Source organism: Mesorhizobium sp. f-mel, from assembly GCF_053850215.1.
This window is the reverse complement of the sequence record NZ_JBSPTO010000007.1, coordinates 113,205-137,290: the sequence shown is the minus strand read 5'-3', so window position 1 is coordinate 137,290 and position 24,086 is coordinate 113,205. Positions and strand designations below refer to the sequence as shown.

The following is a 24,086-nucleotide window of genomic DNA, read 5'->3' as shown; positions in this document are numbered from 1 at the left end:
ATGTGCTGCCGGCTTGCACCTGCGTTACTGTCATGCATTGATCACGGTCGGCCGCGTCGCAAGCCGCATACTGTCGAGGAAAACCATGTCGCTGGAACTCTACGCTACTTATGTCGTTGCCTGTATCGTCATTGTCCTGGTGCCTGGACCGACGGTCACGCTGATCATCGCCAACAGCATCCGCCATGGCTCCCGCGCCGGCCTCGCCAACGTCGCCGGCACGCAGGCCGGGCTGGCCATCATGATTGCCATTGTCGGCATCGGATTGACTTCGCTGATCGCGGGCATGGGCCATTGGTTCGAATGGGTCAGGCTGATCGGCGCTGCCTATCTGATCTGGATGGGTGTGCAGATGTTCCGCTCCAAGGGCAAGCTGAACGCCGACGGATCGGCGAAGACACCGCGCGGCGGCTTCTTCCTGCAAGGCCTGCTGGTGGCGATCAGCAATCCCAAGACGCTGGTCTTTTTCGGCGCCTTCTTTCCGCAGTTCGTCGCCCCTGAAGGTAACTACGCGTTGCAGATCCTCGTCATGGGTCTCACCGCACTGATCTTCGCCGCCGTGTCGGATTCGACCTTCGCGCTGGCCGCTGGCCGCGCCGGACGCCTGCTCTCGGCCGGCCGCATCAAGCTCATGTCCAGAATCAGCGGCAGTTTCCTGATCGGCGGCGGCCTGTGGCTGGCGTTTTCTAAGGCGAAGTAACGGCGGCCGAGAGCCGGGACGCAACCAGCGATCTCCTGGACAGGAAGGCCGATTGAAAGTCGGCCTTCTGTGCACCACATGAATCGATGGTTGGGGATTCATGCCGGTGCCATGGACTTTTGCGGATGTGAAAAGGCACGCGATCGGCGTGATCCTGATCGTTGCCTTGTTTGCGGCTGTGTTGGCCCTCGATCCGCTCAAGTGGACGAATAACGCCAGCCCGATACGGTCGGTCGACACGATCGACGCAATGGTCAGAAGTGTCCAGTGGGACCGCGTCGGCATCTATCTGGTTTCTATCGAGAATGGTTCGTCTGTTCTTATCAAGGACAAACGTCCGCATCTGATCGGCGCGCGCACAAAGATAGAGCGCGTCACGCGCGACAACGGCTTCGTCTTCTACCGGTTTCCGGAGTGAACCGTATGGCAAGAGCGCGGCTGGCCCTCACCTTGCTAATACTGCGGGAAAATCTCCGGGGCATCGTCATCACCAGCCTTGTGGTCGGTGTCTGCATTCTGGCAATCGGCGCACTGATTGCAAGGCGGAGCAGCCCAATCATCGATGTGGAGTCTACGACTGGCACTGTGGTCAACGTTCTCAATGTTCCTCCGAGCCCCGAAGCGTGGATCGGAAGAGGATTCCGTTATCAGTACGGAATCCGTCTCAACGAAAATGACCTCCTGGTATTCGTATATGGTAACGCAGCAATGCCGCGAGCTATCGGATCAGAAGTTGCGATCGAGCGGCGGTACCGTCGCAATGGCACCGAAACGTACCAATTGCTCGATGAGTGAGTGAGCGGCTCTAAAGCCGCCCCAGCCTTTCCAGCAGCAGCGCGAAAAACGCATCGTGGTCGATGTCGCGCATCACCATGGCGTTGTTCGGTCGCTTGGTCACGCCCCACCAGTCGATCACGGTCATGCCCATGGTGAGCTCCGAGGCGGTTTCCACGGTAACGTTGCAATTGCGGCCCCTGAACAGCTCCGGCTTCAACAGATAGGCGATGACGCAAGGGTCGTGCAGCGGTCCGCCATCGGTGCCGTATTTCTCTTCGTCGAAGCGCTCGAAGAATTCCAGCATCTCCGTCGTAGCCGTGCCGACTCTGGTGCCGAGCTTGCGGAAGGCCTGGGTGCGCTTGGCCGTGGTCAGCGCCTTGTGGGTGACGTCGAGCGGCATCATGACGATTGGGATGCCGGATTTGAACACGACATCGGCGGCATGCGGGTCGACATAAATGTTGAATTCGGCGGTCGGGGTGACATTGCCGCCTTCGAAGAAGCCGCCGCCCATCAGTACGATTTCCTTGATGCGCGGCGCGATCTTCGGCTCGCGGATCAGCGCCAGCGCTATGTTGGTGAGCGGCCCGAGCGCGCAGAGCGTGATCGTGCCGCTCTCTTCCTTCATCAGTGTCTCGACGATGAAATCGACGGCATACTGGTCCTGCAGCTTCATTGTCGGTTCGGGCAATTGCGGTCCATTGAGACCGGTCTCGCCATGCACCTCCTCGGCGGTGACCAGTTCACGCGCCAGCGGGCGGATGGCGCCGGCATAGACTTTGATGTCTGGCCTGCCGGCCAGTTCGCAGATCTTGCGTGCGTTCTTTTCGGTGAGCCTCAGCGGCACGTTGCCGGCGACGGCGGTCATTCCGACGATCTCCAGCTCGGCGCTGCCGAGTGCCAGCAAAATGGCGACGGCATCATCCTGGCCGGGATCCGTGTCGATGATGATCTTGCGGGATTCGGGCATTTCAATTCCTTGTTTGGGGAGTCTTTTTGGGCGGGGCTTTTGACGGCTTGAACTTGACCGCGGGGCGGACCATATCAAGGCCATCGGGAAAAATGCCATCTGGGTTTTTCCACTTTATGTCGCTCTTGAGAGGACAGTGTAACATGAGCCGAATGACGCCTTTTTCTAGCCCGCTGCTCCTGGGTTTCGACGCCATGGAAAAGACCCTGGAACGTCTGGCGAAGTCGGGTGACAGCTACCCTCCCTACAACATCGAGCGCCTCAGCGGTGCCGACGGGAAGGCCGAAAGGCTGCGTATCACACTCGCTGTCGCCGGTTTCGCCGAAAACGATCTCGATGTGACCACGGAGGAGAACCAGTTGGTCGTGCGCGGCCGTCAGAACGATGACACCGAGCGCGAATTTCTTCATCGCGGCATTGCCGCGCGCCAGTTCCAGCGCTGTTTCGTGCTGGCCGACGGCATGCGGGTGATCGCGGCGGAGCTGAAGAACGGCCTTTTGTCGATCGATCTCGATCGGCCCGAGTCCGAACGGATGGTACGGAAAATAAATATATCGGTGAAAGACTGATCCTTACCACTGCATCGGCCGGAAAATCGGAATCGATTTTCCGAAAGCACGATGCAGCAAATTGAAGTGTTAGAGCGTCCTTTGTGTGTCCAATTGGACACACGGCGCTCAAATGGCTCTCATGCGAGGCGGCCTTGAGCGGCGTCCTCGCGCCAAGGAGGCTTGAAATGACCAGAACTGACGAAAACCTCATCATGACCAGCGGCGAATTCGCCCATCTCGGCGAAGGCTCGGTCGCCTATCTCAGGAAAGTGTCGAGCGACGATCTGCGCGGCCGTTTCCCGGGCCTCGGCGAAATCGCGCCCGGCCTGGAACTGTGGGCCCTGTTTGCCGCCAATGGCCAGCCGATCCTGCTTTCAGACGCTCGTGACAGAGCGCTGGCTGGCGCCCTGGAAAACGACCTGACCCCTGTCCCCATCCACTAACAATACGGCGCAGCGATCTGATTGGAATCGGACAGGGCCGCTCACGGCGGCCCTTCAACGGATCTGATCAAAAAAGCTCAGGCTGCATGCGAGGCCTGCGTGTCCGACAAAAGCGCGTGGATCGCTGCGGCGTCGCGGGTGCCCCTTATCTTGGCCACCGTGTCGGCGTCGCGCAGCACCCGCGCGATGCGCGACAGCGCCTTGAGGTGGTCGGCGCCGGCGCCTTCGGGCGCCAAAAGCAGGAACACCAGATCGACCGGCTGGTCGTCCAGCGCCTCGAAATCGACCGGCGTTTCCAGCCGGCCGAAAACCCCGGCGATCCGCTTCACCCCCGCCAGCTTGCCATGCGGAATGGCAATGCCGTTGCCGACACCGGTCGAGCCCAGCCGTTCACGCTGCAGGATGGTGTCGAACACCTCCCGTTCCGGAATGCCGGCAATCGCCGCAGCCCTTTCCGACAGCATTTGCAGCAGTTGCTTCTTGGAGTTCGCCTTCAACGCCGGCAAGATTGCCGGAACGTTGATAAGATCGCTCAGATCCATACTTGAAATCCCTTGTTCGCCTACCGTCGCCAGCCCTCACTCTCGCGTGCGGCTGGTGCCTTATCCCAGTGCGGCCTTGGCCGTCATCCCTGCGCGACCTTGGTCGTAGACGGGTCGATCCAGCCGATATTTCCGTCCGGCCGGCGATAGACGATATTGAGTTGCTCGGTTCCGGCATTGCGGAAGACGAGAACCGGACTGTCTTTGGTGTCGAGCTCGATCACGGCTGACGCCACCGACATGGTCCGCAGCGTCATGGTTGATTCGGCGACGATGGCTGGCGCGAAATTCTCCGGTATTTCCTCGTCGTCGTCGGCAAGCGGCGCCATCACCGTATAGGCGACGTCGGTGGGTTCGCCATTGACATTGCCTGAATTATGCGACTTCAGCCGACGCTTGTAGCGCCGAAGGCGGGTTTCGAGGCGATCCGCCGCCGCCTCGAAAGCGAGCGTCGGGTCCTGGGCTTCACCGGTCGCCTGCAGCGAAGCGCCGGAATCCAGCCGGATCATGCAATCGGCCGTGTAGCGCGACCCCGATTTGACGACTACAATTTGCCCTGAAAAGCCCCGATCGAAATATTTCCCGATCACTTCTCCGACACGGTCGTTGATGCGCGTACGGAACGCATCGCCGATGTCCATGTGTTTTCCTGATATGCGCAGTGTCATCTGAAAACTGACCTTCCTTGCTCAGGCTTCAAACTGTCCCGAGTTTATACCCGTGGTCTGTGCGCACAAGCTTTGCGGCGTCACTTGCGCCGATTTTAAATCCGAACTTTCCGGTTGATCACAAGCCGCCTTCTTTGACCGCCCCGTGGCCAACGTCGTGACGGACCATCCGCATGCGGGCAGTAGCCCGTCCCATGCGGGCGGGCTTCTAGCCACTTCATTGCGGCTTGTCAATGAAGCGCGAAAGCTGTGGAAATTCCGTCGGAGATCAACGTCCGGCGCTGGCCAAAGCGCGTTTTTCACGCCGCCGCTGCACCGACGAGGGAATATTCATGCCCTCCCGATACTTGGCGACCGTGCGCCTGGCGATATCGACGCCACTTTCCCGCAACATATCCACAATCGCGTCGTCGGAAAGCACGTCGGCAGGTTTCTCCTCATCGATCAACTGCTTGATGCGGTCGCGCACCGCTTCAGACGAATGCGCATCGCCGCCACCCGACGAAGCGATCGAGGCGGTGAAGAAATACCGCAGTTCGAACACGCCGCGCGGCGTCAGCATGTATTTGTTGGCGGTGACCCGGCTGACGGTCGATTCGTGCATGCCGATGGCGTCGGCCACCGTGCGCAGGTTGAGCGGCTTCAGGTGACGCACGCCATGGACGAGGAAGGCGTCCTGCTGGCGCACGATTTCTGAGGCAACCTTAAGAATGGTCTTTGCCCGCTGGTCGAGGCTGCGCGTCAGCCAGTTGGCGTTTTGCAGGCATTCCGCCAGGAAATCCTTTTCCGTCTGGTTTTTCGCATGCGGTGAAACCTGGGCGAAATAGATATGGTCGACCAGAACGCGCGGCAGCGTTTCGGGGTTGAGTTCGATCACCCAGCTTCCGTCATTAGCCGCCCGCACTTCGACATCGGCGATGATCGCGTCGCTTGAGCCCGCCGAAAACGCCATGCCCGGGCGCGGATCGAGCGCACGTATCTCGGCCAGCATGTCGAGCAGATCCTCCTCGTCGACCCCACAAATCCGTTTCAGGGTCTGGAAATCGCGCCGCGCCAAGAGTTCGAGATTGGCGATCAAAGCCTTCATCGCCGGATCGAGCCGGTCGCGGACGGCAAGCTGCAGCGACAGGCATTCGGCGAGGTCGCGGGCAAAGATGCCGGCGGGCTCGAATGTCTGGCAGACCGCGAGCGCATTCGCCACCGCCGCTCGGTCGGTGCCGAGACGGGCGGCGATCTCGGCCATGTCGGCGCGCATATAGCCGGCCTCGTCGAGGCCATCGGCCAGTTCGCTGGCGATCAGGCGTGCTGCCGGGTCGGCGAAGGCAAGCGCGACCTGTTCACCGACATGCTGGCGCAGCGTGATGGCGGCGGCCGCCATGTCTCCGACGTCGAAGCCGTCGGAAGAGGACGCGGAACCGTTGCCGGATGCCGACTTCCATTGAGCCGTCAGGTCGGGACCGAGCCGCTCGCTGGTCCCGGGGTCGTCGGGAAATAGGTTTTCAAGCGAAGTATCGAGCTTTTCCGAGATCGCCTCGGCGCTCCACGCCGTTTCCCTCTCGAACCAATCGCCGTCGGTGGCCGTTTCCGGCGCGGCATCGATCTTCTGCGCCTGGTCGCTGACGGGATCGTCCTGCGGCTCTGCGCGCTCGAGCAGAGGATTGCGCTCGATCTCGTCGTCAATGAAGCGTTCCAGCTCGATGTGGGTGAACTGCAGCAGCCGTATCGACTGCATGAGTTGCGGCGTCATCACCAGCGACTGGGATTGTCGTAGCTGTAGTTTTGCCGCCAACGCCATGGTTCGGTTTCAAACGCCCTGTCTACGCATCCGGACTGCCGGAAGGAGTCGGGCATAGAAACTGGCCCGGCTTTTGCTTGTCAAGGCGACGGCGATCAAAACTCGCCTGTCGGTGCTTTATTTGGAAGAGAAATCGGAGAAAAAAGGCTGGTCTCGCGCCAGAAATCGCGTTTCGAGGAGAATTTTCCCGCTTAGAGTGTAAATCCCTCACCGAGATAAAGCCGCCGCACATCCGGGTTTGCGACCACTTCGTCGGCCCGGCCATGGGTCAGCACCTGCCCGGCATGGATGATGTAGGCGCGGTCGATCAGGCCGAGCGTCTCGCGGACATTGTGATCGGTGATGAGCACGCCGATGCCACGCGCCGTCAGATGACGCACGAGTTGCTGGATATCGGCGACGGCGATCGGATCTATGCCAGCGAAAGGCTCGTCGAGCAGCATGTATGCGGGGCGGGTCGCCAGTGCGCGTGCGATTTCAAGGCGCCGCCGCTCGCCGCCGGAAAGCGACAGCGACGGGGCTTTGCGCAGATGGCTGATGTGAAACTCATCGAGCAGTTCGTCGAGACTGTGTTCGCGCTTTTTGCGGTTCTTTTCGACCACTTCGAGCACGGCACGGATGTTTTGCTCGACGCTCAAGCCGCGAAAGATCGACGCTTCCTGCGGAAGGTAGCCGATGCCGAGGCGGGCGCGGCGGTACATCGGCATCGAGGTGACATCGAAGCCGTCGATTTCGATTGTGCCTTCGTCGACCGGCACAAGGCCGGTGACCATGTAGAAGCAGGTCGTCTTGCCGGCGCCGTTGGGACCGAGCAGTCCGACCGCCTCTCCGGCGCGCACGCCGATCGTCACGCCGCTGACAACTTTGCGCCCCTTGTAGCTCTTGGTCAGGCCCTTGGCGATCAAGGTTCCTTTGAACTTTACCTGGTCGACGCTGACCGTGGCCGGTGCCGCAAGTTTGCTGGCGACGCGTCCTGGAAGACGCGCCATCAGCGATGCTACGTCGACCATCAGGGGTTCGCCGCTCCCGACTTCGTCGGCGGCGTGATCGACATCATGACGCGGCCCCCGCAGGCGTCGACCTGAGCCAGGCCGCTCTTCATCTCCACGGTGAGCTTACAGCCGACCAGGACATTGTCACCTTGCGAAAGCACGACCTTGCTGCCTGAAAGCACCAGCACTTCCGTCTTCATGTCGAAGGTGCCGCTGTCGCCGGTGGCGACCTGGTCGTCCGATTTGATATAGACCTTGTTGGCGACCTCCAGGCGGTCGATGTTGGCCGAGCCGGTCATCGCGGCACCTGCGGCCTGCGCATCCTTGGCGTCAGCGTCGGCGTCCTTGACGTAATAGACCGTCATCTTGCCGGCCTTGAGCAAGGTCGGACCCTGGACGACGCTTACATTGCCTGTGAACACGGCGACGCTATCCGCCTGGCGGACCTCGAGCTTATCGCTTTCGATCTGGATGGGCTTGTCGCCGGACAGTTTGAGGCCCGACAGCTGGCTGGTGGCCTTGGACTGCGCCAGAGCCGGCGCCGTCCCCAACCCCAGGACCAAAGCCAACCCAAGGCCCGGCAACGCCGAAGCTGCGGCCACGAGCCGTGTCGAACTACTGAACCGCATTGGATTCTCCGCTCATTGCCTCTGCCGCCTTTAAGCTGGCGGGATCGATGTTGACACGCACTCTGTTCTCGAAAACCACGATCTTGCCGTTGTCTTGGATCGACATCGACTCTGCGGTGATCCGCGACCCGCCGCGGCTGACGTCGACCGGATCGTTCGTCTTCATAGTGCCTTTGCCCATATCGAGAAAGACTGATTTGAACTTTGCCGCCAAGCCATCGGTGGTGGTTATGGTGACATCGCTGGTCAGGCTCATCGTGTTGCCATCGCGATTATACGTGCCGTGCGAGGCATTGATGGCCGCCACATTGTCGGTCGATATCGGCAGCTTGGCGTCGATACCCTCCAAGTTGATGATTCCTTGCTTGGTCACGTCCTGTATGGCGCGCAAAGCCGTCATGGAATAGGGCAGTTTCTGCTTGGTGAACCCGTTGAGCTTGGGATTGGCCATCACCAGCTTGCCATTGGCGAAGGCGCTGCCGTCGGCCTGGACCTGGACTGAGCCAGGCGCCGCGAGATAGGAATAGACCGGGAAGGCGACCGCGATCGCGGTAGCGGCCAGCGGCACCGCCAGCTTCAATATCCGCACGCGGCGCGAATGGCGCTGGGCAATGCCGAAGGCGTCGACCCGCGCCGGGCCTACGTCCGGGGAAGCCAACTCCGTCTCGGTGTTGGTCGGTTCGATCGGTCGCGCTAACATAACTGCTTTCTTTTAAACCCCTGCCGCCAAGCACCCCTATAGGTGGGATACCGGCGCCCTCAAGCAAGCACAAGCGGAGGAAAACCGCAAAAGTGTGACGGTTGCTGTTGCACAAACGAAAATGAAAACCGGCACAACTTGCATGTCATACCAGATACAGGCGGGCAGCGTTAGGGGCCTGTGGATTGGTCTTAACATCTCTTGAAACGCCGGTTCGCGAACGTCGAGACCTGTCTTTGGCGCAAGCTCGTCAGGAATCGGTAGCCGGGCGCGGATCGTTGCTTTAAAACGATCTGCTTCCACCGACTATGAGGCTGACCATGGCACTGAGAGCCGACGACCTGATCGACCGCCGCCGCTTGCGCCGCAAGCTGACATTCTGGCGCGTTGCAGCGCTTGTTGTCGCAGCAGCCGGGCTGATTGCCTTTTCGAGCTGGATTTACGGTGACGACTTCACCGGCACGGCGGTCGACCATATCGCCAAGGTCAAGATCGAGGGCACCATCACCGAAGACGAAGACCTGATCAAACAACTGGAGACCATCCGTCAATCCTCGAGGGTGAAAGCGGTGATCCTGTCGATCGATTCACCGGGCGGCACCACCGTCGGGGGCGAATCGATCTACGAGGCAGTGCGCAAGCTGGCCGCCGAGAAACCGGTGGTGGCCGAGGTCGGCACGCTGGCCGCATCGGCGGGCTATATGATCGCCACCGCGGCCGATCATATTGTCGCGCGCAAATCGTCGATCGTCGGCTCGATAGGCGTGCTGATCCAGTATCCGGACGTCAGCGGCCTTATGGACAAGCTCGGCATCAGGCTCGAGGAAGTGAAATCCTCGCCGCTGAAAGCCTCGCCATCGCCTTTCAAGCCGACCAGTGACGACGAGCGCACGATGGTCCGCAAGCTCATCCTGGACAGCTACGACTGGTTCGTCGGCGTCGTCGCCGAGCGCCGGAACATGACCAAGCCGGAGGCGCTGGCCCTGGCCGACGGGTCGATCTTCACCGGCCGGCAGGCTGTTGCCAACAAATTGATCGACGCGGTCGGCGGCGAGACCGAAGCGATCGATTGGCTCGCGACCAAGGGCGTCGACGCCAAGCTCAAGGTGGTGGAGTGGAAGGACGCGGAAAGCAGCGGCTTCCTGTTCTCGAAAGCGATGGCGCGAACCATCGGCAGTGCGCTCGGCCTGCCCGACTATGGCGGCGAGATCATTCACGAACTTGGTGCCGATCGCTTGTTTCTTGACGGTCTCGTTTCCGTCTGGCACCCTTGAGACGAGTGAAAAAAGCAAATAAAATCATCCTCATAATTTTGACTGCTGTGTTTTCACGGGGAGCCTTCTCATGATCAAATCCGAACTTGTGCAGATCATCGCCACACGCAACCCACACCTTTTTCTGCGCGACGTCGAAAACATCGTCGGCGCGATTTTCGACGAGATCACCGACGCGCTTGCCGAAGGCAACCGGGTCGAGCTGCGCGGTTTCGGTGCTTTCTCGGTGAAAAACCGCCCCGCCCGCACCGGCCGCAACCCGCGCACCGGCGAATCCGTCGAGGTCGAGGAGAAATGGGTGCCGTTCTTCAAGACCGGCAAGGAATTGCGTGAAAGGCTGAACGGCGGCAAATAGGCGCCGCGCGAGCTCGTGCCGGCCTTTTCAGTAGGCCTGCGGTAGAGCCCGCCTTCGACAGGAAATTCCATGTTCAATCGCCTCATGCTCATCGTGGTCTTCGTACCGCTGGCCGTCATTCTGATCGCGCTGGCGGTCGCCAATCGCGATCCGGTTGCCTTCACCCTGGATCCGTTCAACCCCGGCAATCCGGCGCTAACGATGACGCTGCCGCTTTTCATCTTCCTGTTCCTGGCTCTCGCCATCGGCATGATCGTCGGCAGCCTGGCGACTTGGGTCAAGCAGGGCCGCTATCGCAAGCTGGCGCGCCAGCGCGGCGTCGAGGCCGAAAACCTGCGCCAGGCAGTCAGCCGCGCACCGGCTGCGCCACAAGGCCCCGCCTTGCCGAAGCCGACCAGTTGAGCCAACACAGCGCCGCACGTCCTTTGGGACGCGCAAAGGACGCTGTACCATTTTCGGTTATGCGTTAGGCGTATTTCTCTCCATGGAGTTTCCCATGCTGACCATTTCGGCGGCCGAGGTCGATCAAGCGCTGACCTTTCCCGGCCTGGTCGAGACGCTGCGCGCGGCCTTTCGCGATGGCGCGGTACAACCGGTCAGGCATCACCATACGGTCGAACGGCCCGACGGCGCGGCCTCGACGCTGCTCCTGATGCCTGCCTGGACCGACTTCAATGCGGCCGGCACGTCGGCAGGCGGCCATATCGGCGTCAAGATCGTCACGGTGTCGCCCGACAACAACACCGTAGGCAAACCCGCCGTGATGGGGCTTTACCTCCTGCTCGACGGCGCGACCGGCGAGCCTGAAGCCATGATCGATGGCCAGCGGCTGACGCAGTGGCGCACGGCCTGCGCCTCGGCGCTGGCCGCTTCCTATCTGGCCCGCGAGGACGCTGAGCGGCTGCTGGTGGTCGGCGCCGGCGCGCTGTCGCCGTTCCTCGCCAGGGCGCATTCAGCGGTGCGGCCGATCACCGCAATCCGCATCTGGAACCGCACACCGGCCAATGCCGACAAGGTTGCGGCGGAATTGCGCGCCGAGGGCTTTGCGGCCACCGCCGCGAGCGATCTCGACGCCGAAATCGGCCAGGCCGACATCGTTTCGTCGGCGACCATCACGACCACGCCGCTGATCAAGGGCGCGCTGTTGAAGTCGGGCACCCATGTCGATCTGGTCGGCGGCTTCACGCCGGTCATGCGCGAAAGCGACGACGACGCGATTGCGCGTGCTCGCGTCTACGTCGATACCCGGGCAGGCGCCGCCAAGGAGGCGGGCGATATCGTCCAGCCGCTGGCCTCGGGCGTGCTGAAGCCGCAAGCCATCGTCGCCGACCTGCATGAATTGGCACGCGGCCAGAAGAAGGGCCGGCAGAGCCCCAGTGAGATCACGCTGTTCAAATCGGTCGGCGCAGCCCTCGAAGACCTCGCCGCCGGCATTGCGGTGTACAAGGCGCTGAGAAGTAGGGAAGTAGGGAAGTAGGGAAGTAGGGAAGTAGGGAAGTAGGGAAGTAGGGAAGTAGGGAAGTAGGGAAGTAGGGAAGCCATACCAATCGTGCGGCTTCGTGCCAGTCATATTTCCCCTACTCCCCTACTCCCCTACTCCCCTACTCCCTTACTTCTCTGTTCCCGATCGGCGGGAACGTCTCCGGCGTCGCACCGTTGTTCGGGCGTTATGGAGATACGCGGGTTCCTGTTGTTCTGGTCCATCTTGGCCGCCGTCATGGCGGCGCTCAGCCTTGGACCATCCTTCGCCCATGTTCTGGAATCGGCTCCTCGGCTGACGAAGTGGTCACCTTCTCTCTGGCGCGAGACGACTGTCTTCAAGGCCCAGTTCCAGCTGTTTGCCGTCATTGGCGCGCCACTGGACGTGGCCGCGATCGGCTGTCCGGGACTTCTCGCATGGATGCTGCGCAATGACCGTCCGGCGTTCTGGTATGCGTTGGCCGCTGCCGTGCTCTATGCGGTGTCTCTTGCGATGTGGTTTGCTCTCGTCAAGCCGGCGAACGATATTCTGGCCACCTGGGTGCCTGGACCGATCCCGGAAAATTTCGAAGCGATCCGACTGCGCTGGGAAACCGGCCATATGATCGTCGCCGGCTTCAAGGCCGTCGGTTTCGTATCGCTGATTGTCGCCCTGCTTTGGATCAGGCGCGGCTGACCGTTTCGGAAATGTCCAGCGACCGCGTTTGTTGCACCGGTGAATGTGCTGTGGCAGAAGCGGGCCAAGTCGCCCCGGAGATGCTCTTCTTGAAACCTTTTCGCGACAAACGCCGCGACAGCCGCTCGCATCAGCTCGCAAAGGGCGGGGCGGAACAGGCGCCGCGCGCAACCGGCACAGCATCGGGCAACCGCACCGCGCCGCGCGTCCTTTCCCGCCGCGACGGCGCCCTGCCCGCCGAACACCTGCCGCTGATCCTCGAAGTGGCGCCCAACGCCGACTATGCGCTGCTCGACAGCGGCGCCGGTCAAAAGCTCGAGCAGTACGGGCCCTATCGCATCGTCCGGCCCGAAGGCCAGGCGATCTGGCAAAAAGCGTTGCCGGCCGAAAACTGGGACCGCGCCGACGCCATTTTCACCGGCGACACCGACGAGGAAGGCATCGGCCGCTGGCGCTTCCCCAGGACGCCGCTCGGCGAGACCTGGCCGATGAAGCATGACGGCATCGACTATCTCGGCCGCTTCACCTCGTTTCGCCATGTCGGCGTCTTCCCCGAGCAGGCCTCGCACTGGGACCACATGGCCGGGCTGATCGCGGCGGCGAAGCGACCGGTCAAGGTGCTGAATCTGTTCGGCTATACCGGCCTTGCCTCGCTGGTGGCGGCGCGCGCCGGCGCCGAGGTCACCCATGTCGATGCGTCCAAGAAGGCGATCGGCTGGGCTAGGGAGAACCAGGAGATGGCGGGCTTGTTGCAAAAGCCGATCCGCTGGATCATCGACGACGCCATGAAATTCGCCGAGCGCGAGGAGCGCCGCGGCAGCCGCTACGACATCATCCTGTTCGATCCGCCCGCCTATGGCCGTGGCCCCAAGGGCGAGGTCTGGCAATTGTTCGAGGACCTGCCTGATCTGACCGACCTCTGCCGCTCGATCCTGACGCCGAAGCCGCTTGCTGTCGTGCTGACCGCCTATTCGATCCGCGCCTCCTTCTTCGCCATCCATGCCTTAATGCGCGACACTTTCGCAGGCATGGGCGGCACGGTCGAATCCGGTGAACTGATCATCCGCGAGAAATCCGCCGGCCGGGCGCTGTCGACGTCGCTGTTCTCGCGCTGGGTGGCCTGATGAGCGAGCGGCACGCCGGCGCGCCAGGGCAGGTGAAAGAGGTCACCAGCCTCGCCAATCCGTTGATCAAGGACATCAAGGCTCTCGCCCTGAAGAAATTCCGCGACCAGCAGAACGCCTTCATGGCCGAGGGGCTGAAGCTGGTCATCGACGCGCTCGACCTCGGCTGGTCGATCCGGACGCTGGTCTTCGCCAAGGCCGGACGCGGCAACGCGGCAGTCGAAAAGGTCGCGGCGCGCACGGTTGCCGCCGGCGGCACCGTGCTCGAAGTTTCCGAAAAAGTGCTCGTCGCCATCACCCGCCGCGATAACCCGCAAATGGTGGTCGGCGTCTTTTCGCAGAAGTTCCTGCCGCTGAAGGACATCCGCGTTCGAGACGGCGACGTCTGGGTGGCGCTCGACCGCGTGCGCGACCCAGGCAATCTCGGCACCGTCATCCGCACCGTCGATGCCGTTGGCGCCAAGGGCGTCATACTGGTCGGCGAGACCACCGATCCTTTTTCCGTCGAGACCGTGCGCGCCACCATGGGCTCGATCTTCGCCGTGCCGGTCGCCAAGGCGACGCCGGACGCCTTCCTCGCGTGGCGAAAAAGCTTTCCTGGCCTCGTTGCCGGCACACATCTGAAAGGTGCGGTCGACTACCGTTCGGTCGACTTTTCCAAAGGCCCGGTGCTGCTGATGATGGGCAACGAACAGCAGGGCCTGCCTGACAGCCTAGCCGAAAGCTGCGACAGATTGCTGCGGATTCCACAGGCCGGCCGGGCCGATTCGCTCAATCTCGCGGTGGCCACCGGCATCATGCTGTTCGAGATCCGGCGCGGCGCGCTGAAATTTGCCCCGGAGGACGCCAGACCGTGACATCCCAAATGGTGAAATCCCAAACGGCAAAATCGTGGTTACCCTACATCCTGCTGGTCGCCGCCGCGATAGCGCTCGACCAGTGGGTGAAATATCTGGTCGAGACCGGCCTCGCCTTCCAGGAAAAGGTCGATCTTGTGCCGTTCCTGGCATTGTACCGCACCTACAACACCGGCATTGCCTTCTCCATGTTTTCGTCCTTCGGCGACACCGGCCTGGTGGTCATCGCCGCTTTCGTCGTCGCATTCGTGCTCTATCTCGCGGCCCGCACTCCGCCCGGCCACGTGCTTACCCGCATCGGCTTTGCACTGATCGTCGGCGGCGCGCTCGGCAATCTGTTCGACCGCGCTACCTATGGTCACGTGATCGACTACATCCTGTTCCACACCCCGGTATGGTCCTTTGCCATCTTCAACCTCGCTGATGCCTTCATAGCGGTCGGCGCGGTGGTGGTCGTCTTCGACGAACTCATCGGTTGGCGGCGCGAGGCCAAGCCCTCAAGCGATTGACCTGGCCTTCTGCCGCCATACAGTGGCCATTCGAAAAGCCCGAGGAGAAGACATGCCCGAAACCTTCAAAGCCATCCTCGTTTCGCGCGATGCCGAGAAGAAGCAGTCGGTCGCGGTGACCGACCTCTCCGAGGCCGACCTGATGGAAGGCGATGTCACCGTCGCCGTCGAGGCGACGACGGTGAACTACAAGGACGGCCTCGCCATATCAGGCAAGGCGCCGGTGATCCGCCGCTGGCCGCTGGTGCCGGGCATTGATTTCGCCGGCACCGTCATCTCGTCTTCCCATGCCGACTGGCGCAAGGGGGACAAGGTCATATTGAACGGCTGGGGCGTCGGCGAAACGCATTTTGGCGCCTATGCCGGGCGCGCCCGAGTCAAGGGAGACTGGCTGGTGCCGCTGCCTCAGGGCATGAGCTCGCATGATGCCATGGCGATCGGCACCGCAGGCTACACCGCCATGCTTTGCGTCATCGCGCTGGAACGGCACGGCATCGTGCCCGATCGCGGCCCGGTGGTGGTGACGGGCGCGGCCGGCGGCGTCGGCTCGGTCGCGGTCTCGATCCTGTCCAGCCTCGGCTATCATGTCATCGCCTCGACCGGCCGCAGCGCTGAAAGCTCCTACCTGATCGACCTGGGTGCTGCGGAGGTGATTTCGCGCGACGAGCTTGCCCAGCCGGCAAAGCCGCTCGCCAAGGAACGCTGGGCCGGCGGCGTCGACGCGGTCGGCAGTCACACGTTGGCCAACGTCCTTTCGATGACCTCCTATGGCGGCGCCGTCGCCGCCTGCGGCCTGGCAGGCGGCATGGATCTGCCAGCGAGCGTCGCCCCGTTCATCCTGCGCGGCGTTTGCCTGCTCGGCATCGATTCGGTGATGGCGCCAAAGCCGGTCCGCATGGAGGCGTGGCGCCGCATCGGCACGGACCTCGACCTCCAGAAGCTCGCCAGCCTGTCCACGACCATCGGCTTTGACGGCATCATCGACGCCGCGCACAACATCGTCGAGGGCAAGATCCGTGGCCGCGTAGTGGTGGATATGTGAGTTCTGGCGTCTGCCGTTTTGCACGAAAGAAAGGGAAAAAACCGCGCGACCGATAAAATTCGAACGATCCGCCGCAATTTTCCATAATCTCTGTCTGGCAAGGGTTTCCGCATGGTCACGGAATCCGCCATCAGAGAAACGGAGAGCGCCGAAAGCGTCGACGCGATCGGCCCGGAGGCGCCAAGGCGGCAGCATATCGCAGCGCCGCCACTGGCGCCCGAACTGCCCGCCGCCAATCGCGAAGGCCTGCCATTCCTGACGCTCGTCGCCATCGTCGTGCTGGCAGGGCTGTCGCACCTGACCGGCGCGCCGATCTTCATCACCGTTGGCCTTTTGGCGACTGGCATGGCCGGTCTCGCCGTGCATCTGCGTGCCAGGCGCACGGTGCGTCGCACGGTTGCCATCCTTGGCGAGACCGCAGCTCGCAGCCGCGCCGAGGTCGAGACCCTGGCCGACCGCATGTGGGAGATGCAGGAGAGCGAGGAACGCTTTCGCGGGCTGATCGACGCGCTTGGCGATCTCGTCGTCCACCGCGACCGTGACGGCCATATCGTCTATGCCAACAAGGTTTTCGCCGATCTTGTCGGAGCCGACCAGCGCGATCTTGCCGGCAGGACCCTGGCCGAACTCGGCATCGACGTCGGCATCGTTCCCGATGCCGCTTTTTCCGACCACGAATGCCTGAGCTCCACCGACGTCGCCATTAGCACGCCGAGCGGCCCGCGCTGGTTCTCATGGATCGAACTGTCCGTGCGCGACAAGGAGAGCGGCGCCGTCTCGCATCGCGCCATCGCCCGCGACATTACCGCCCGCAAGCACGCCGAATCGTCGCTGATCACCGCCCGTGAGCGAGCCGAATACGCAAGCCAGGCCAAATCGCGCTTCCTCGCCACCGTCAGCCATGAGATCCGCACACCGATGAACGGCATCATGGGCATGGCCAGGCTGCTGGCGGACACCAATCTCTCACCCGAACAACGGACCTATGTGGGCGCCGTCTCGACCTCGGCCAGCGCCTTGCTGGCGCTGATCGAAGATCTGCTCGACTATTCCAAGATCGAGGCCGGCCGCTTCGATCCCGAACCGCAGCCAATGTCGGTGCGCGAGATCGCCGACAACATCGTCGAACTCTTGGCGGCGCGCGCTTTCGCCAAGAATATCGGCCTTGGCTGCCATGTCGAACCCGACGTGCCGCAGATGATCACCGCCGATCCAGGAAGAGTCAGGCAGGTGCTGCTCAACTTGATCGGCAACGCGATCAAGTTCACCGACAGCGGCGGCGTATTGGTGAGCATCGCTCGTGCCTGCACCGAAACCACCGACCGCATATGCTTCACCGTCGCCGATACCGGTCCCGGCCTGCACGAGGACGATATGGAGCGCATCTTCGAGGAATTCGAACAGGCCGATGGCACGTCGACCCGCGCGCATGGCGGCGCCGGGCTCGGTCTTGCCATTTCCAAGCGCCTGGTGATCGCCATGGGCGGCACGATTTCGGTTTCGAGCCGGCTCGGCCAAGGCTCCGAGTTCGTCTTCGATATCCCTGCAATATCGGCCACCGAGCCGCCGCAGACCCGCCAGAATGCGCTGTCAGGGCAGCGCGCGGTGATACTGTCGAAGAACGCCATCGAAGCCGACGGCATCGCCCGCACCATCCGTGCCAATGGCGGCATGGTCGATCTGGCCGCGACCGACGCCCAGGCAGCGTCCTTCGCAGAAGGCTGCGACGTGCTTCTGGTCGATGCGGCCATGGAGGAGGGCGACGGCAGGTTGCTAAGGCGCCTTCGCCAGAGCGGCTTTGCCGACTGCGAGGCGATCACGCTGATCGCGCCGACCGACCGCGGCATGCTGGGCGAGTTCCGCGCCAGCGGCTACGCCACCTTCCTGGCAAGGCCGGTGCGTGGCGAGACGCTGTTGCGCGTGCTTTTGACCAGCAGCGTACCCGCCCTCACCCAGCCACAGCCGGAAAAGCGCGGCGCACCATCCGTCCGCGCCATTGGCAACCGCCAGCAGGGCCTGTCGGTGCTGATCGCCGAGGATAACGACATCAACGCCATGCTTGCCCGCGCCACGCTTCTGAAGGCCGGGCATCGCGTGAAAGTGGTCGGCGACGGCAAGGCCGCCGTCGAGGCCGTCACTGGCACCGGCCACAAGCACCGCTTCGACGTGGTGCTGATGGACCTGCACATGCCTGTCATGGACGGGCTGGACGCCATCGCCGCCATCCGCCGGCATGAGGAGGAAACCGCCGTGGCGCCGGTTCCGATCATGGTGCTGTCGGCGGACAGCCAGGAAAAGACCCGTCACGCAGTGCTTGCCCACGGCGCCAGCGGCTTCGTCACCAAGCCGCTCGACCCCGACGCGCTTGTCCATGCGGTCGAGGGCCAGGTGGCCGCGTGATCCGCCGGCTGTCCTTCCTGGCTCCCCCCGCGTAACATAGCCGGTTGAAGGATTACCCAGCCGACGAAGTATTGCCCGCAGCACCGTATCACGGTACTGTCACAATCCTGTTGCACCTACACCGTATCCCCGTGCCAAGAGGGATGGCTCGAAGGAGAATCACTCGTGCATACAGTTATGCCGGAATGTGACGCTCGGCCGAACGCCAGCGGTGCTTTGCTCACCGGCCGGAACGTCGATGCCGTCACAAAAGGCGAAGCGCTCGGCCGTATCGGCAACCTCGAAGTGCGGCTCGCCCGCAACGAGGCCGAGATCGCCGCCGCGCAGGAAGTGCGCTACCGGGTGTTCTATGACGAGCTTGGCGCCAGGAAGAACCTGTTCCAGGTGCAGGATCGCCGCGACGCCGACCATTTCGATCCGCTTTGTGATCATTTGCTCGTCTTCGACACCTCCCTGTCCGGTCCCGAGCATCGCCGCATTGTTGGCACCTACCGCCTGCTGCGGCAGGAAATCGCGGCAGCGGCCGGCGGCTTCTATTCCGAGGGCGAATTCGAGCTGACCAATCTTATCGCCCGCCACCCCGGCCAGCGTTTCCTCGAGCTCGGCCGCTCCTGCGTCTTGCCGGAATACCGCTCGAAGCGCACCATCGAGGCGCTTTGGCAAGGTATTTGGGCCTATATCAACCATTACGGGATCGGCGTGATGACCGGTTGCGCTTCGTTCCACGGCACTGTGCCGGCGGCACACGCCGAAGCGCTGACCTATCTCGCCCATCACTGCCGGACGAATTCGGCCTGGGACGTGCGTGCGGTCGCCGGGCGCTATTGTTCCATGGATTTGATGCCGATCGAGGCGGTCAATGCCAAGGCCGCGATCGCGGCGATGCCGCCGCTGGTCAAGGGCTATCTGCGCGTCGGCGCGCGCATCGGCGACGGCTGCGTCATCGATCGCGAATTCTCGACGGTCGACGTGTTCGTGGTGATGCCGGTCCAAGAGATCGGCGCCCGCTACGTCAACTATTATGGCGGGGAAGCCCAGCGCTTCGCCGCTTGAGATTCCAGTGAGTAGCGAGTAGCGAGTAGCGGGAGTTCCTCCAATTCGCTGCAGATTGTTATCGCTACCCGCTCTCATTTCATGGAATATCTTCCGGTCGCCGACCAGGCCTGCTCTTGTAGGACGGAAAGGCCCAGCCGAATTTGAGCGCGCCGCCACGCACGCAGAAAGCAGCCATGAAGCCTGCCAGGCCCGAGGCGAGCGGGGGCAGCCCGGCGAAATCGCCGAGCGTATAGAGAGCGGCGCCCGCAAGTGCTGCGGTAACGTAGATCTCCGGTCTCAACAGCACTGAAGGCTCCCCGGTCAACAGATCGCGAAGAATGCCGCCAAGGGTGGCGGTGAGCATGCCGGTAACGATCGAAACCGCCGGCGAGCCGGTGATCGCCAGCCCCTTGGCCGCGCCCATCACCGAAAAGGCGGCAAGGCCGATGGCGTCTAGCCAGAGCAGCAATTTGTAGCGGGATTCGACACGGTGTGCGCTGAAGAAGACCAAGACCGCCACCGCCGCGCAGATCAGCACATAGTCGCAGTTTCCGACCCAGAACACCGGCACGTTGAGGATGACGTCGCGAAACGTGCCGCCACCGATGCCGGCGACGCTGGCCAGGAACAGGTAACCGATAATGTCGAGCTGTTTGCGCGAGGCGGCCAGCGCACCGGTCGCCGCAAAGACGGCGACGCCGGCATAGTCGAGAAGCTCGATTGGGTTCAAGGACATGGTGGAGTAAGGGAGTGGGTGAATAGGGGAGTATGAATAGCATGAAGCCGCACGATTGGTACGGCTCCTCTATCAAGTCCCTTACTACCCTACTCCCTTACCGCCTAATCACGCATCCTTCTCAGCTTGCTCATTCACCGGCCCTGGCTCGACCGGCGCTTCACCAGCTACATGCTTGGGACCGCCCTTGGCAACGCCGACCATGGCCGGCCGCAGCACCCGCTCGCCGATCGAATAGCCTGGCTGCACGACCTGGACCACGGTGTTGGCCGGCACATCCGGATTGGGCACCTCGAACATCGCCTGGTGGAAATTCGGGTCGAATTTCTCGCCTTCCGGCTCGAGCTTCTTCACCCCGTGCCGCTCCAGCGCCGATAGCATGGCGCGTTCGGTGAGCTCGACACCCTCGATCAGCGCCTTGAAGCCGGCATCGCCCGACGCCTTGGCCTCAGCCGGAATCGCATCCAGCGCGCGGCGCAGATTGTCCGACACCGACAGCATGTCACGGGCGAAATTGGCAACGGCGTAGGCACGCGCGTCGTGCACATCGCGGGCGGTACGGCGGCGCAGATTCTCCATCTCGGCCGCGACGCGGAGCGCGCGGTCCTTCAACTCGTCGTTTTCCTTCAGCAGCCGCACAAGCGCCTCGTAGTCGCCGTCGACGCTGCCTTCCGTATGTTCGGTAGCAGCCCCAGTGGTCTCGGCTTCATCGGGCGCGCGTTCGTCTTTTGCCTGGTCGCTCATCGCCATTTCCCGTCATTTCGAATGGTGTGGATTTTGTGCCCGATATCGAGGTTTGTCGGCCAAAAATCAAGTGGCAAGCGATACCGGAGGGGCCGCTGGCGCTTCGACGACGCATCATGAAGACCTTTCGATATTAATTCAAATTTTACTGTAACCGCCGGCTTTGCTTGCCAAGATGCTGCGTTGGGGGAACCATTCGTCTGCTGGAAGAGTTTCGAAGCCGACACAGGATTTTGAGATGATGACCCGCAACGACGGCGACCGTAACAAGAATGGCGCCCGCAACAATGACGAAAGAGGTGAAAGGCTCGCGGCCGGCATCAGGCGCCAGTTCGGCACCGAGGCAACGATGCGCTTTCTGCGTGCGCTGCCGGCGTTCCGGACGGAGAACGACATTCCCGATCGTTTCAGGGAATTGCTCGACCGCCTGGACGGCATCGAGAGCAGCGTAGCCGCCCGTGGCCCCCGGCGGTAGACCAAAACATTCGCCTGTCGTTGCGTGCCGCCGGAAGTATGCCCTCCCACATTGCAGCACCTTACGCGTCGCGCGACAATTACCCGCAGTAACTTGGCGTGATCCCTGCCTTGCGGCGAAGGAATGGTCTGTTTATGCTTCCTGATGAACATGATTTCCCCCGAAGCTGTGGCGAACAGCAAACGTGCCTGGTTGAAGATCCTGGCGCGCTACAAGAAACCTGACAGGCGGCGCAGCGCCGTCGAACTTGCCATCACCCTCATTCCCTTTGCCACGCTGTGGGCACTGTCCTCAGTTGCTTATGCCCATGGTCATTGGTGGGGTCTGATCCTCATACTTCCGGCCGCCGGCTTTCTGGTGCGGATCTTCATGATCCAGCACGATTGCGGCCACGGTTCCTTCTTCGCCAATCGCACCGCCGACGACTGGATCGGCCGCGGCCTGGGCATCCTGACCTTGACGCCCTACGATTGCTGGCGACGTGCCCACGCAACCCATCACGCCAGCGCCGGCAACCTCGATGAGCGCGGCACCGGCGACATCAGGACGCTGACTGTCGCCGAATATCGGCAAATGTCCTGGCGGGGCCGCCTTGCCTATCGTCTCTATCGCCATCCGCTCGTCATGTTCGGCCTCGGCCCCATTTGGCTTTTCATCTTTGAGCAGAGACTGCCGGTCGGCATGATGCGAGGCGGCCTCACGCCCTGGGTGTCATCAATGGCAACCAACGTGGCCATCGCGGTCGCCGCCGCCGCCCTCGTCTGGTTCGTCGGCCTCGAAGCGTTCCTGGTTGTCCACTTACCCATCGTCGTTCTGGCCGGTTCCGCCGGCATCTGGCTGTTTTACGTCCAGCACCAATTCGAGGAAACCGAGTGGGCAAAGGACTCCGAATGGGAGTTTCAGCACGCGGCCCTGCACGGCTCGTCCTATTATGACCTGCCGCCGGTGCTGAACTGGTTCACCGGCAATATCGGCGTGCATCACGTGCACCACCTCTCCGCCAAGGTGCCGTGCTATCGACTGCAGGAGGTCCTGAGGGACTATCCGGAACTGCGCGAAATCGGCCGTGTCACGCTTCTGGAGAGCCTGCGCTGCGTCAAGCTGGCGCTGTGGGATGAGAACCGCAGCAAGCTGGTATCGTTTCGCGAAGCGCGGATGACTGCGTAACGCATGACCCCGAAAATCGAAATCGATTTTCGGAAAGGATCATGCGTGGAATCAAAGTGCTACAGCGTCCTTTGCGCGTCCCAAAAGGACGCGCGGCGCTGTAGAGCCGCCGCACGACAAATGCGGCGGTTCCCAAGCCTTGCTTAAGCCGCCTTGCGTTCGTCGCGCATCAATATCTCGCCGTGGCGGATCTCGGTGCCGAGCACCTTCAGGCATTCGCGCATGAAGGCGGCGAGACCCGGCCAGCCTTTGGCTGATACCAGATTGCCGTCGACATGGGCGCCGGTCGGCGCGACATCGATGTAGGTGCCGCCGGCGAGCGTGACTTCCGGCTCGCAATACTGGAGCGCCGCGACTTCCCTGCCGCGCAGCACGCCGTCGACCGCCATCAGGATCTGCGCGCCATGGCAGATGGTGAAGATCGGCTTGCCGGTTTCATGGAAATGCCGCACCAGCGCCTGCACGCGCTTGTCGATGCGGATATATTCCGGCCCGCGCCCGCCCGCCGCATAGACGGCGTCGTATTCGGCCGGATTCACCTCGGCAAAGGTCTTGTTGAGGATGTAATCGTGACCAAGCTTTTCTGTATAGGTCTGGTGGCCCTCGAAGTCGTGCAGCGACGTCTTCAGTATGTCGCCCGCCTTCTTGTCCGGACACACGACGTGAACCGTGTGGCCGACCGCATGCATGATCTGTTCAAAGACGAAAATCTCGTATTCCTCGCTGAACTCGCCAACGAGCATCAATATCTTCTTACCAGCCATTTCCGGTTCCTCCCTTGGTGGCCATATTTATTTCGGAGCGCGAAATAATGAGCCTATCCTAAGGGCAGGACACCGAAAATAAAAGACTGAATCTGCAAAGTGGTCCGACCAGATGCGGCGAGCTGCCCGGCGCAGGCGATCAGCCGGCGCGCACCCGCCGCCAGGAATATTTAGGGCCTTTGGCCTCCGGCCTCTCGGTCGGCTGATAATACAGCGGCAGACCGCCGGTGCGGCCTTCCTCGAGCCGTTTCAAAAGCACCGGATGCGACACTTCGAACTCGTCGAAGCCGAGGCGCAGCATATGCGGCAGCTGGTCGACCAGAACTTGCCCGGTTGCGCGGACCGTGCCCTCGAAATGGTAGCGGCTGCGCAGCAGTTCTCCCTTTGAGAAGGAACGGCCGTCACTGAAAGCCGGGAAGGCCAACGCCACCAGCGATATCTCGTCGAGCAGGTCGGCGATCTTTTCGAGCTGGTCGCCGGGCTGAAGCAGGACGCCCAGACGTTCCTTCGCCGACCGGCGAACCGCCGGGTCGAGGTTGAGAAACGCCTGCAGCGACAGGATGAAGCGGCCATTGCCGGACAGTGCGTCTGCACTTTCGGCATGGGTCCACTCGTCCTCGCGAAAACCCGTCGGGGTCCAGAGGCGGGTAATAGTCTCTGGCGTTAGTTCGGTCATCAAAAA

Annotated in this window: 29 protein-coding genes; 18 read left to right on the top strand and 11 right to left on the bottom strand. The window is 62.2% G+C overall.

Features of this window, described 5'->3' with window-relative positions; genetic code table 11:
* Positions 1-85 precede the first annotated feature (85 nt).
* The 3 genes from ACWUKX_RS12205 (at position 86) to ACWUKX_RS12195 (ending at position 1,495) form a co-directional block, all read left to right on the top strand.
* A complete protein-coding gene (locus ACWUKX_RS12205) occupies positions 86-700 on the top strand; it encodes a LysE family translocator (protein ID WP_095520335.1) in 615 nt (204 codons plus the stop codon).
* 127 nt (positions 701-827) lie between these two features.
* Positions 828-1,118 (top strand): hypothetical protein, encoded by a 291-nt coding sequence (locus ACWUKX_RS12200; RefSeq protein ID WP_456006941.1) that lies wholly within the window; start codon positions 828-830, stop codon positions 1,116-1,118.
* A 5-nt stretch (positions 1,119-1,123) separates the two neighbouring features.
* Positions 1,124-1,495 carry a hypothetical protein gene (locus ACWUKX_RS12195; protein WP_456006939.1) on the top strand — a complete coding sequence of 124 codons (372 nt, stop codon included), beginning with the start codon at positions 1,124-1,126 and terminating at the stop codon, positions 1,493-1,495.
* Positions 1,496-1,505: 10 nt separating this feature from the next.
* Here ACWUKX_RS12195 and ACWUKX_RS12190 read toward each other — a convergent pair whose 3' ends face one another.
* Entirely contained in the window at positions 1,506-2,447 is a 942-nt protein-coding gene (locus ACWUKX_RS12190; protein ID WP_065010133.1) for a nucleoside hydrolase, read from the bottom strand.
* A gap of 143 nt (positions 2,448-2,590) precedes the next feature.
* On the opposite strand from ACWUKX_RS12190, the gene ACWUKX_RS12185 reads away from it, so the two are divergent.
* Positions 2,591-3,016 carry an Hsp20 family protein gene (locus ACWUKX_RS12185; RefSeq protein ID WP_029348166.1) on the top strand — a complete coding sequence of 142 codons (426 nt, stop codon included), beginning with the start codon at positions 2,591-2,593 and terminating at the stop codon, positions 3,014-3,016.
* Positions 3,017-3,183: 167 nt separating this feature from the next.
* Positions 3,184-3,441 carry a BQ00720 family protein gene (locus tag ACWUKX_RS12180; protein ID WP_029348168.1) on the top strand — a complete coding sequence of 86 codons (258 nt, stop codon included), beginning with the start codon at positions 3,184-3,186 and terminating at the stop codon, positions 3,439-3,441.
* Positions 3,442-3,518: 77 nt separating this feature from the next.
* On the opposite strand, the gene ptsN is transcribed toward ACWUKX_RS12180, so the two are convergent.
* The 6 genes from ptsN to lptC form a co-directional block, all read right to left on the bottom strand.
* A complete protein-coding gene (gene ptsN, locus ACWUKX_RS12175; RefSeq protein WP_456006937.1) occupies positions 3,519-3,983 on the bottom strand; it encodes a PTS IIA-like nitrogen regulatory protein PtsN in 465 nt (154 codons plus the stop codon).
* An 83-nt stretch (positions 3,984-4,066) separates the two neighbouring features.
* On the bottom strand, positions 4,067-4,651 hold the full coding sequence (hpf, locus tag ACWUKX_RS12170) for a ribosome hibernation-promoting factor, HPF/YfiA family (protein WP_455840649.1): 585 nt from the start codon (positions 4,649-4,651) through the stop codon (positions 4,067-4,069).
* Positions 4,652-4,919: 268 nt separating this feature from the next.
* The gene (gene rpoN / locus ACWUKX_RS12165; protein WP_456006935.1) at positions 4,920-6,446 is read right to left on the bottom strand and encodes an RNA polymerase factor sigma-54; all 1,527 of its coding nucleotides are present in this window, start codon (positions 6,444-6,446) and stop codon (positions 4,920-4,922) included.
* A gap of 191 nt (positions 6,447-6,637) precedes the next feature.
* Positions 6,638-7,456: an LPS export ABC transporter ATP-binding protein gene (lptB, locus tag ACWUKX_RS12160; protein WP_029348172.1), complete on the bottom strand. Its 819-nt coding sequence runs from the start codon at positions 7,454-7,456 to the stop codon at positions 6,638-6,640.
* A complete protein-coding gene (locus ACWUKX_RS12155; protein WP_456006933.1) occupies positions 7,456-8,067 on the bottom strand; it encodes an LptA/OstA family protein in 612 nt (203 codons plus the stop codon). Before ACWUKX_RS12155 ends, lptB begins: the two co-directional genes overlap by 1 nt.
* Entirely contained in the window at positions 8,054-8,767 is a 714-nt protein-coding gene (lptC, locus tag ACWUKX_RS12150; protein ID WP_456006931.1) for an LPS export ABC transporter periplasmic protein LptC, read from the bottom strand. The genes ACWUKX_RS12155 and lptC overlap by 14 nt, the downstream gene beginning before the upstream one ends.
* Positions 8,768-9,087: 320 nt before the next feature.
* Here lptC and sppA point away from each other — a divergent pair, with 320 nt between their 5' ends.
* The 11 genes from sppA (at position 9,088) to ACWUKX_RS12095 (ending at position 19,536) form a co-directional block, all read left to right on the top strand.
* Positions 9,088-10,041 carry a signal peptide peptidase SppA gene (gene sppA, locus ACWUKX_RS12145; protein WP_455840651.1) on the top strand — a complete coding sequence of 318 codons (954 nt, stop codon included), beginning with the start codon at positions 9,088-9,090 and terminating at the stop codon, positions 10,039-10,041.
* Positions 10,042-10,111: 70 nt separating this feature from the next.
* Entirely contained in the window at positions 10,112-10,396 is a 285-nt protein-coding gene (locus ACWUKX_RS12140; protein WP_006200394.1) for an integration host factor subunit beta, read from the top strand.
* A 69-nt stretch (positions 10,397-10,465) separates the two neighbouring features.
* Positions 10,466-10,798, top strand: coding sequence for a LapA family protein (locus ACWUKX_RS12135; protein ID WP_029348180.1), 333 nt, complete (start codon positions 10,466-10,468; stop codon positions 10,796-10,798).
* Positions 10,799-10,892: 94 nt separating this feature from the next.
* Positions 10,893-11,873 (top strand): bifunctional Delta(1)-pyrroline-2-carboxylate/Delta(1)-piperideine-2-carboxylate reductase, encoded by a 981-nt coding sequence (gene lhpI / locus ACWUKX_RS12130; RefSeq protein WP_456006929.1) that lies wholly within the window; start codon positions 10,893-10,895, stop codon positions 11,871-11,873.
* 192 nt (positions 11,874-12,065) lie between these two features.
* Entirely contained in the window at positions 12,066-12,551 is a 486-nt protein-coding gene (locus tag ACWUKX_RS12125) for a hypothetical protein (RefSeq protein WP_029348184.1), read from the top strand.
* 89 nt (positions 12,552-12,640) lie between these two features.
* Entirely contained in the window at positions 12,641-13,675 is a 1,035-nt protein-coding gene (locus ACWUKX_RS12120; RefSeq protein ID WP_456006927.1) for a class I SAM-dependent methyltransferase, read from the top strand.
* Positions 13,675-14,532, top strand: coding sequence for a TrmH family RNA methyltransferase (locus tag ACWUKX_RS12115; protein WP_287092177.1), 858 nt, complete (start codon positions 13,675-13,677; stop codon positions 14,530-14,532). The genes ACWUKX_RS12120 and ACWUKX_RS12115 overlap by 1 nt, the downstream gene beginning before the upstream one ends.
* Before the next feature lie 8 nt (positions 14,533-14,540).
* Positions 14,541-15,041, top strand: a complete 501-nt coding sequence (gene lspA, locus ACWUKX_RS12110; RefSeq protein WP_456006925.1) for a signal peptidase II — start codon at positions 14,541-14,543, stop codon at positions 15,039-15,041.
* A 52-nt stretch (positions 15,042-15,093) separates the two neighbouring features.
* Entirely contained in the window at positions 15,094-16,083 is a 990-nt protein-coding gene (gene acuI / locus ACWUKX_RS12105) for an acrylyl-CoA reductase (NADPH) (RefSeq protein WP_456006923.1), read from the top strand.
* 111 nt (positions 16,084-16,194) lie between these two features.
* Entirely contained in the window at positions 16,195-18,483 is a 2,289-nt protein-coding gene (locus tag ACWUKX_RS12100) for a response regulator (RefSeq protein ID WP_456006921.1), read from the top strand.
* Between the two features lie 177 nt (positions 18,484-18,660).
* The gene (locus ACWUKX_RS12095; protein ID WP_164784066.1) at positions 18,661-19,536 is read left to right on the top strand and encodes a GNAT family N-acetyltransferase; all 876 of its coding nucleotides are present in this window, start codon (positions 18,661-18,663) and stop codon (positions 19,534-19,536) included.
* A gap of 79 nt (positions 19,537-19,615) precedes the next feature.
* Here the strand turns inward: ACWUKX_RS12095 and ACWUKX_RS12090 are convergent, their stop codons facing one another.
* Both ACWUKX_RS12090 and grpE read right to left on the bottom strand, forming a co-directional pair.
* Complete coding sequence (locus tag ACWUKX_RS12090) at positions 19,616-20,248, bottom strand: trimeric intracellular cation channel family protein (protein WP_456007035.1); 633 nt, start codon at positions 20,246-20,248, stop codon at positions 19,616-19,618.
* 114 nt (positions 20,249-20,362) lie between these two features.
* Entirely contained in the window at positions 20,363-20,998 is a 636-nt protein-coding gene (gene grpE, locus ACWUKX_RS12085; protein WP_029348194.1) for a nucleotide exchange factor GrpE, read from the bottom strand.
* A 238-nt stretch (positions 20,999-21,236) separates the two neighbouring features.
* Here grpE and ACWUKX_RS12080 point away from each other — a divergent pair, with 238 nt between their 5' ends.
* Both ACWUKX_RS12080 and ACWUKX_RS12075 read left to right on the top strand, forming a co-directional pair.
* Positions 21,237-21,473 (top strand): hypothetical protein, encoded by a 237-nt coding sequence (locus ACWUKX_RS12080; protein WP_456006919.1) that lies wholly within the window; start codon positions 21,237-21,239, stop codon positions 21,471-21,473.
* Positions 21,474-21,617: 144 nt separating this feature from the next.
* Positions 21,618-22,640 carry a fatty acid desaturase gene (locus ACWUKX_RS12075; protein WP_065010144.1) on the top strand — a complete coding sequence of 341 codons (1,023 nt, stop codon included), beginning with the start codon at positions 21,618-21,620 and terminating at the stop codon, positions 22,638-22,640.
* A 143-nt stretch (positions 22,641-22,783) separates the two neighbouring features.
* Here ACWUKX_RS12075 and ACWUKX_RS12070 read toward each other — a convergent pair whose 3' ends face one another.
* Positions 22,784-23,404 (bottom strand): DJ-1/PfpI family protein, encoded by a 621-nt coding sequence (locus ACWUKX_RS12070; protein ID WP_456006917.1) that lies wholly within the window; start codon positions 23,402-23,404, stop codon positions 22,784-22,786.
* 139 nt (positions 23,405-23,543) lie between these two features.
* Positions 23,544-24,080 carry a DUF934 domain-containing protein gene (locus tag ACWUKX_RS12065; protein WP_456006915.1) on the bottom strand — a complete coding sequence of 179 codons (537 nt, stop codon included), beginning with the start codon at positions 24,078-24,080 and terminating at the stop codon, positions 23,544-23,546.
* Positions 24,081-24,086 lie beyond the last annotated feature (6 nt).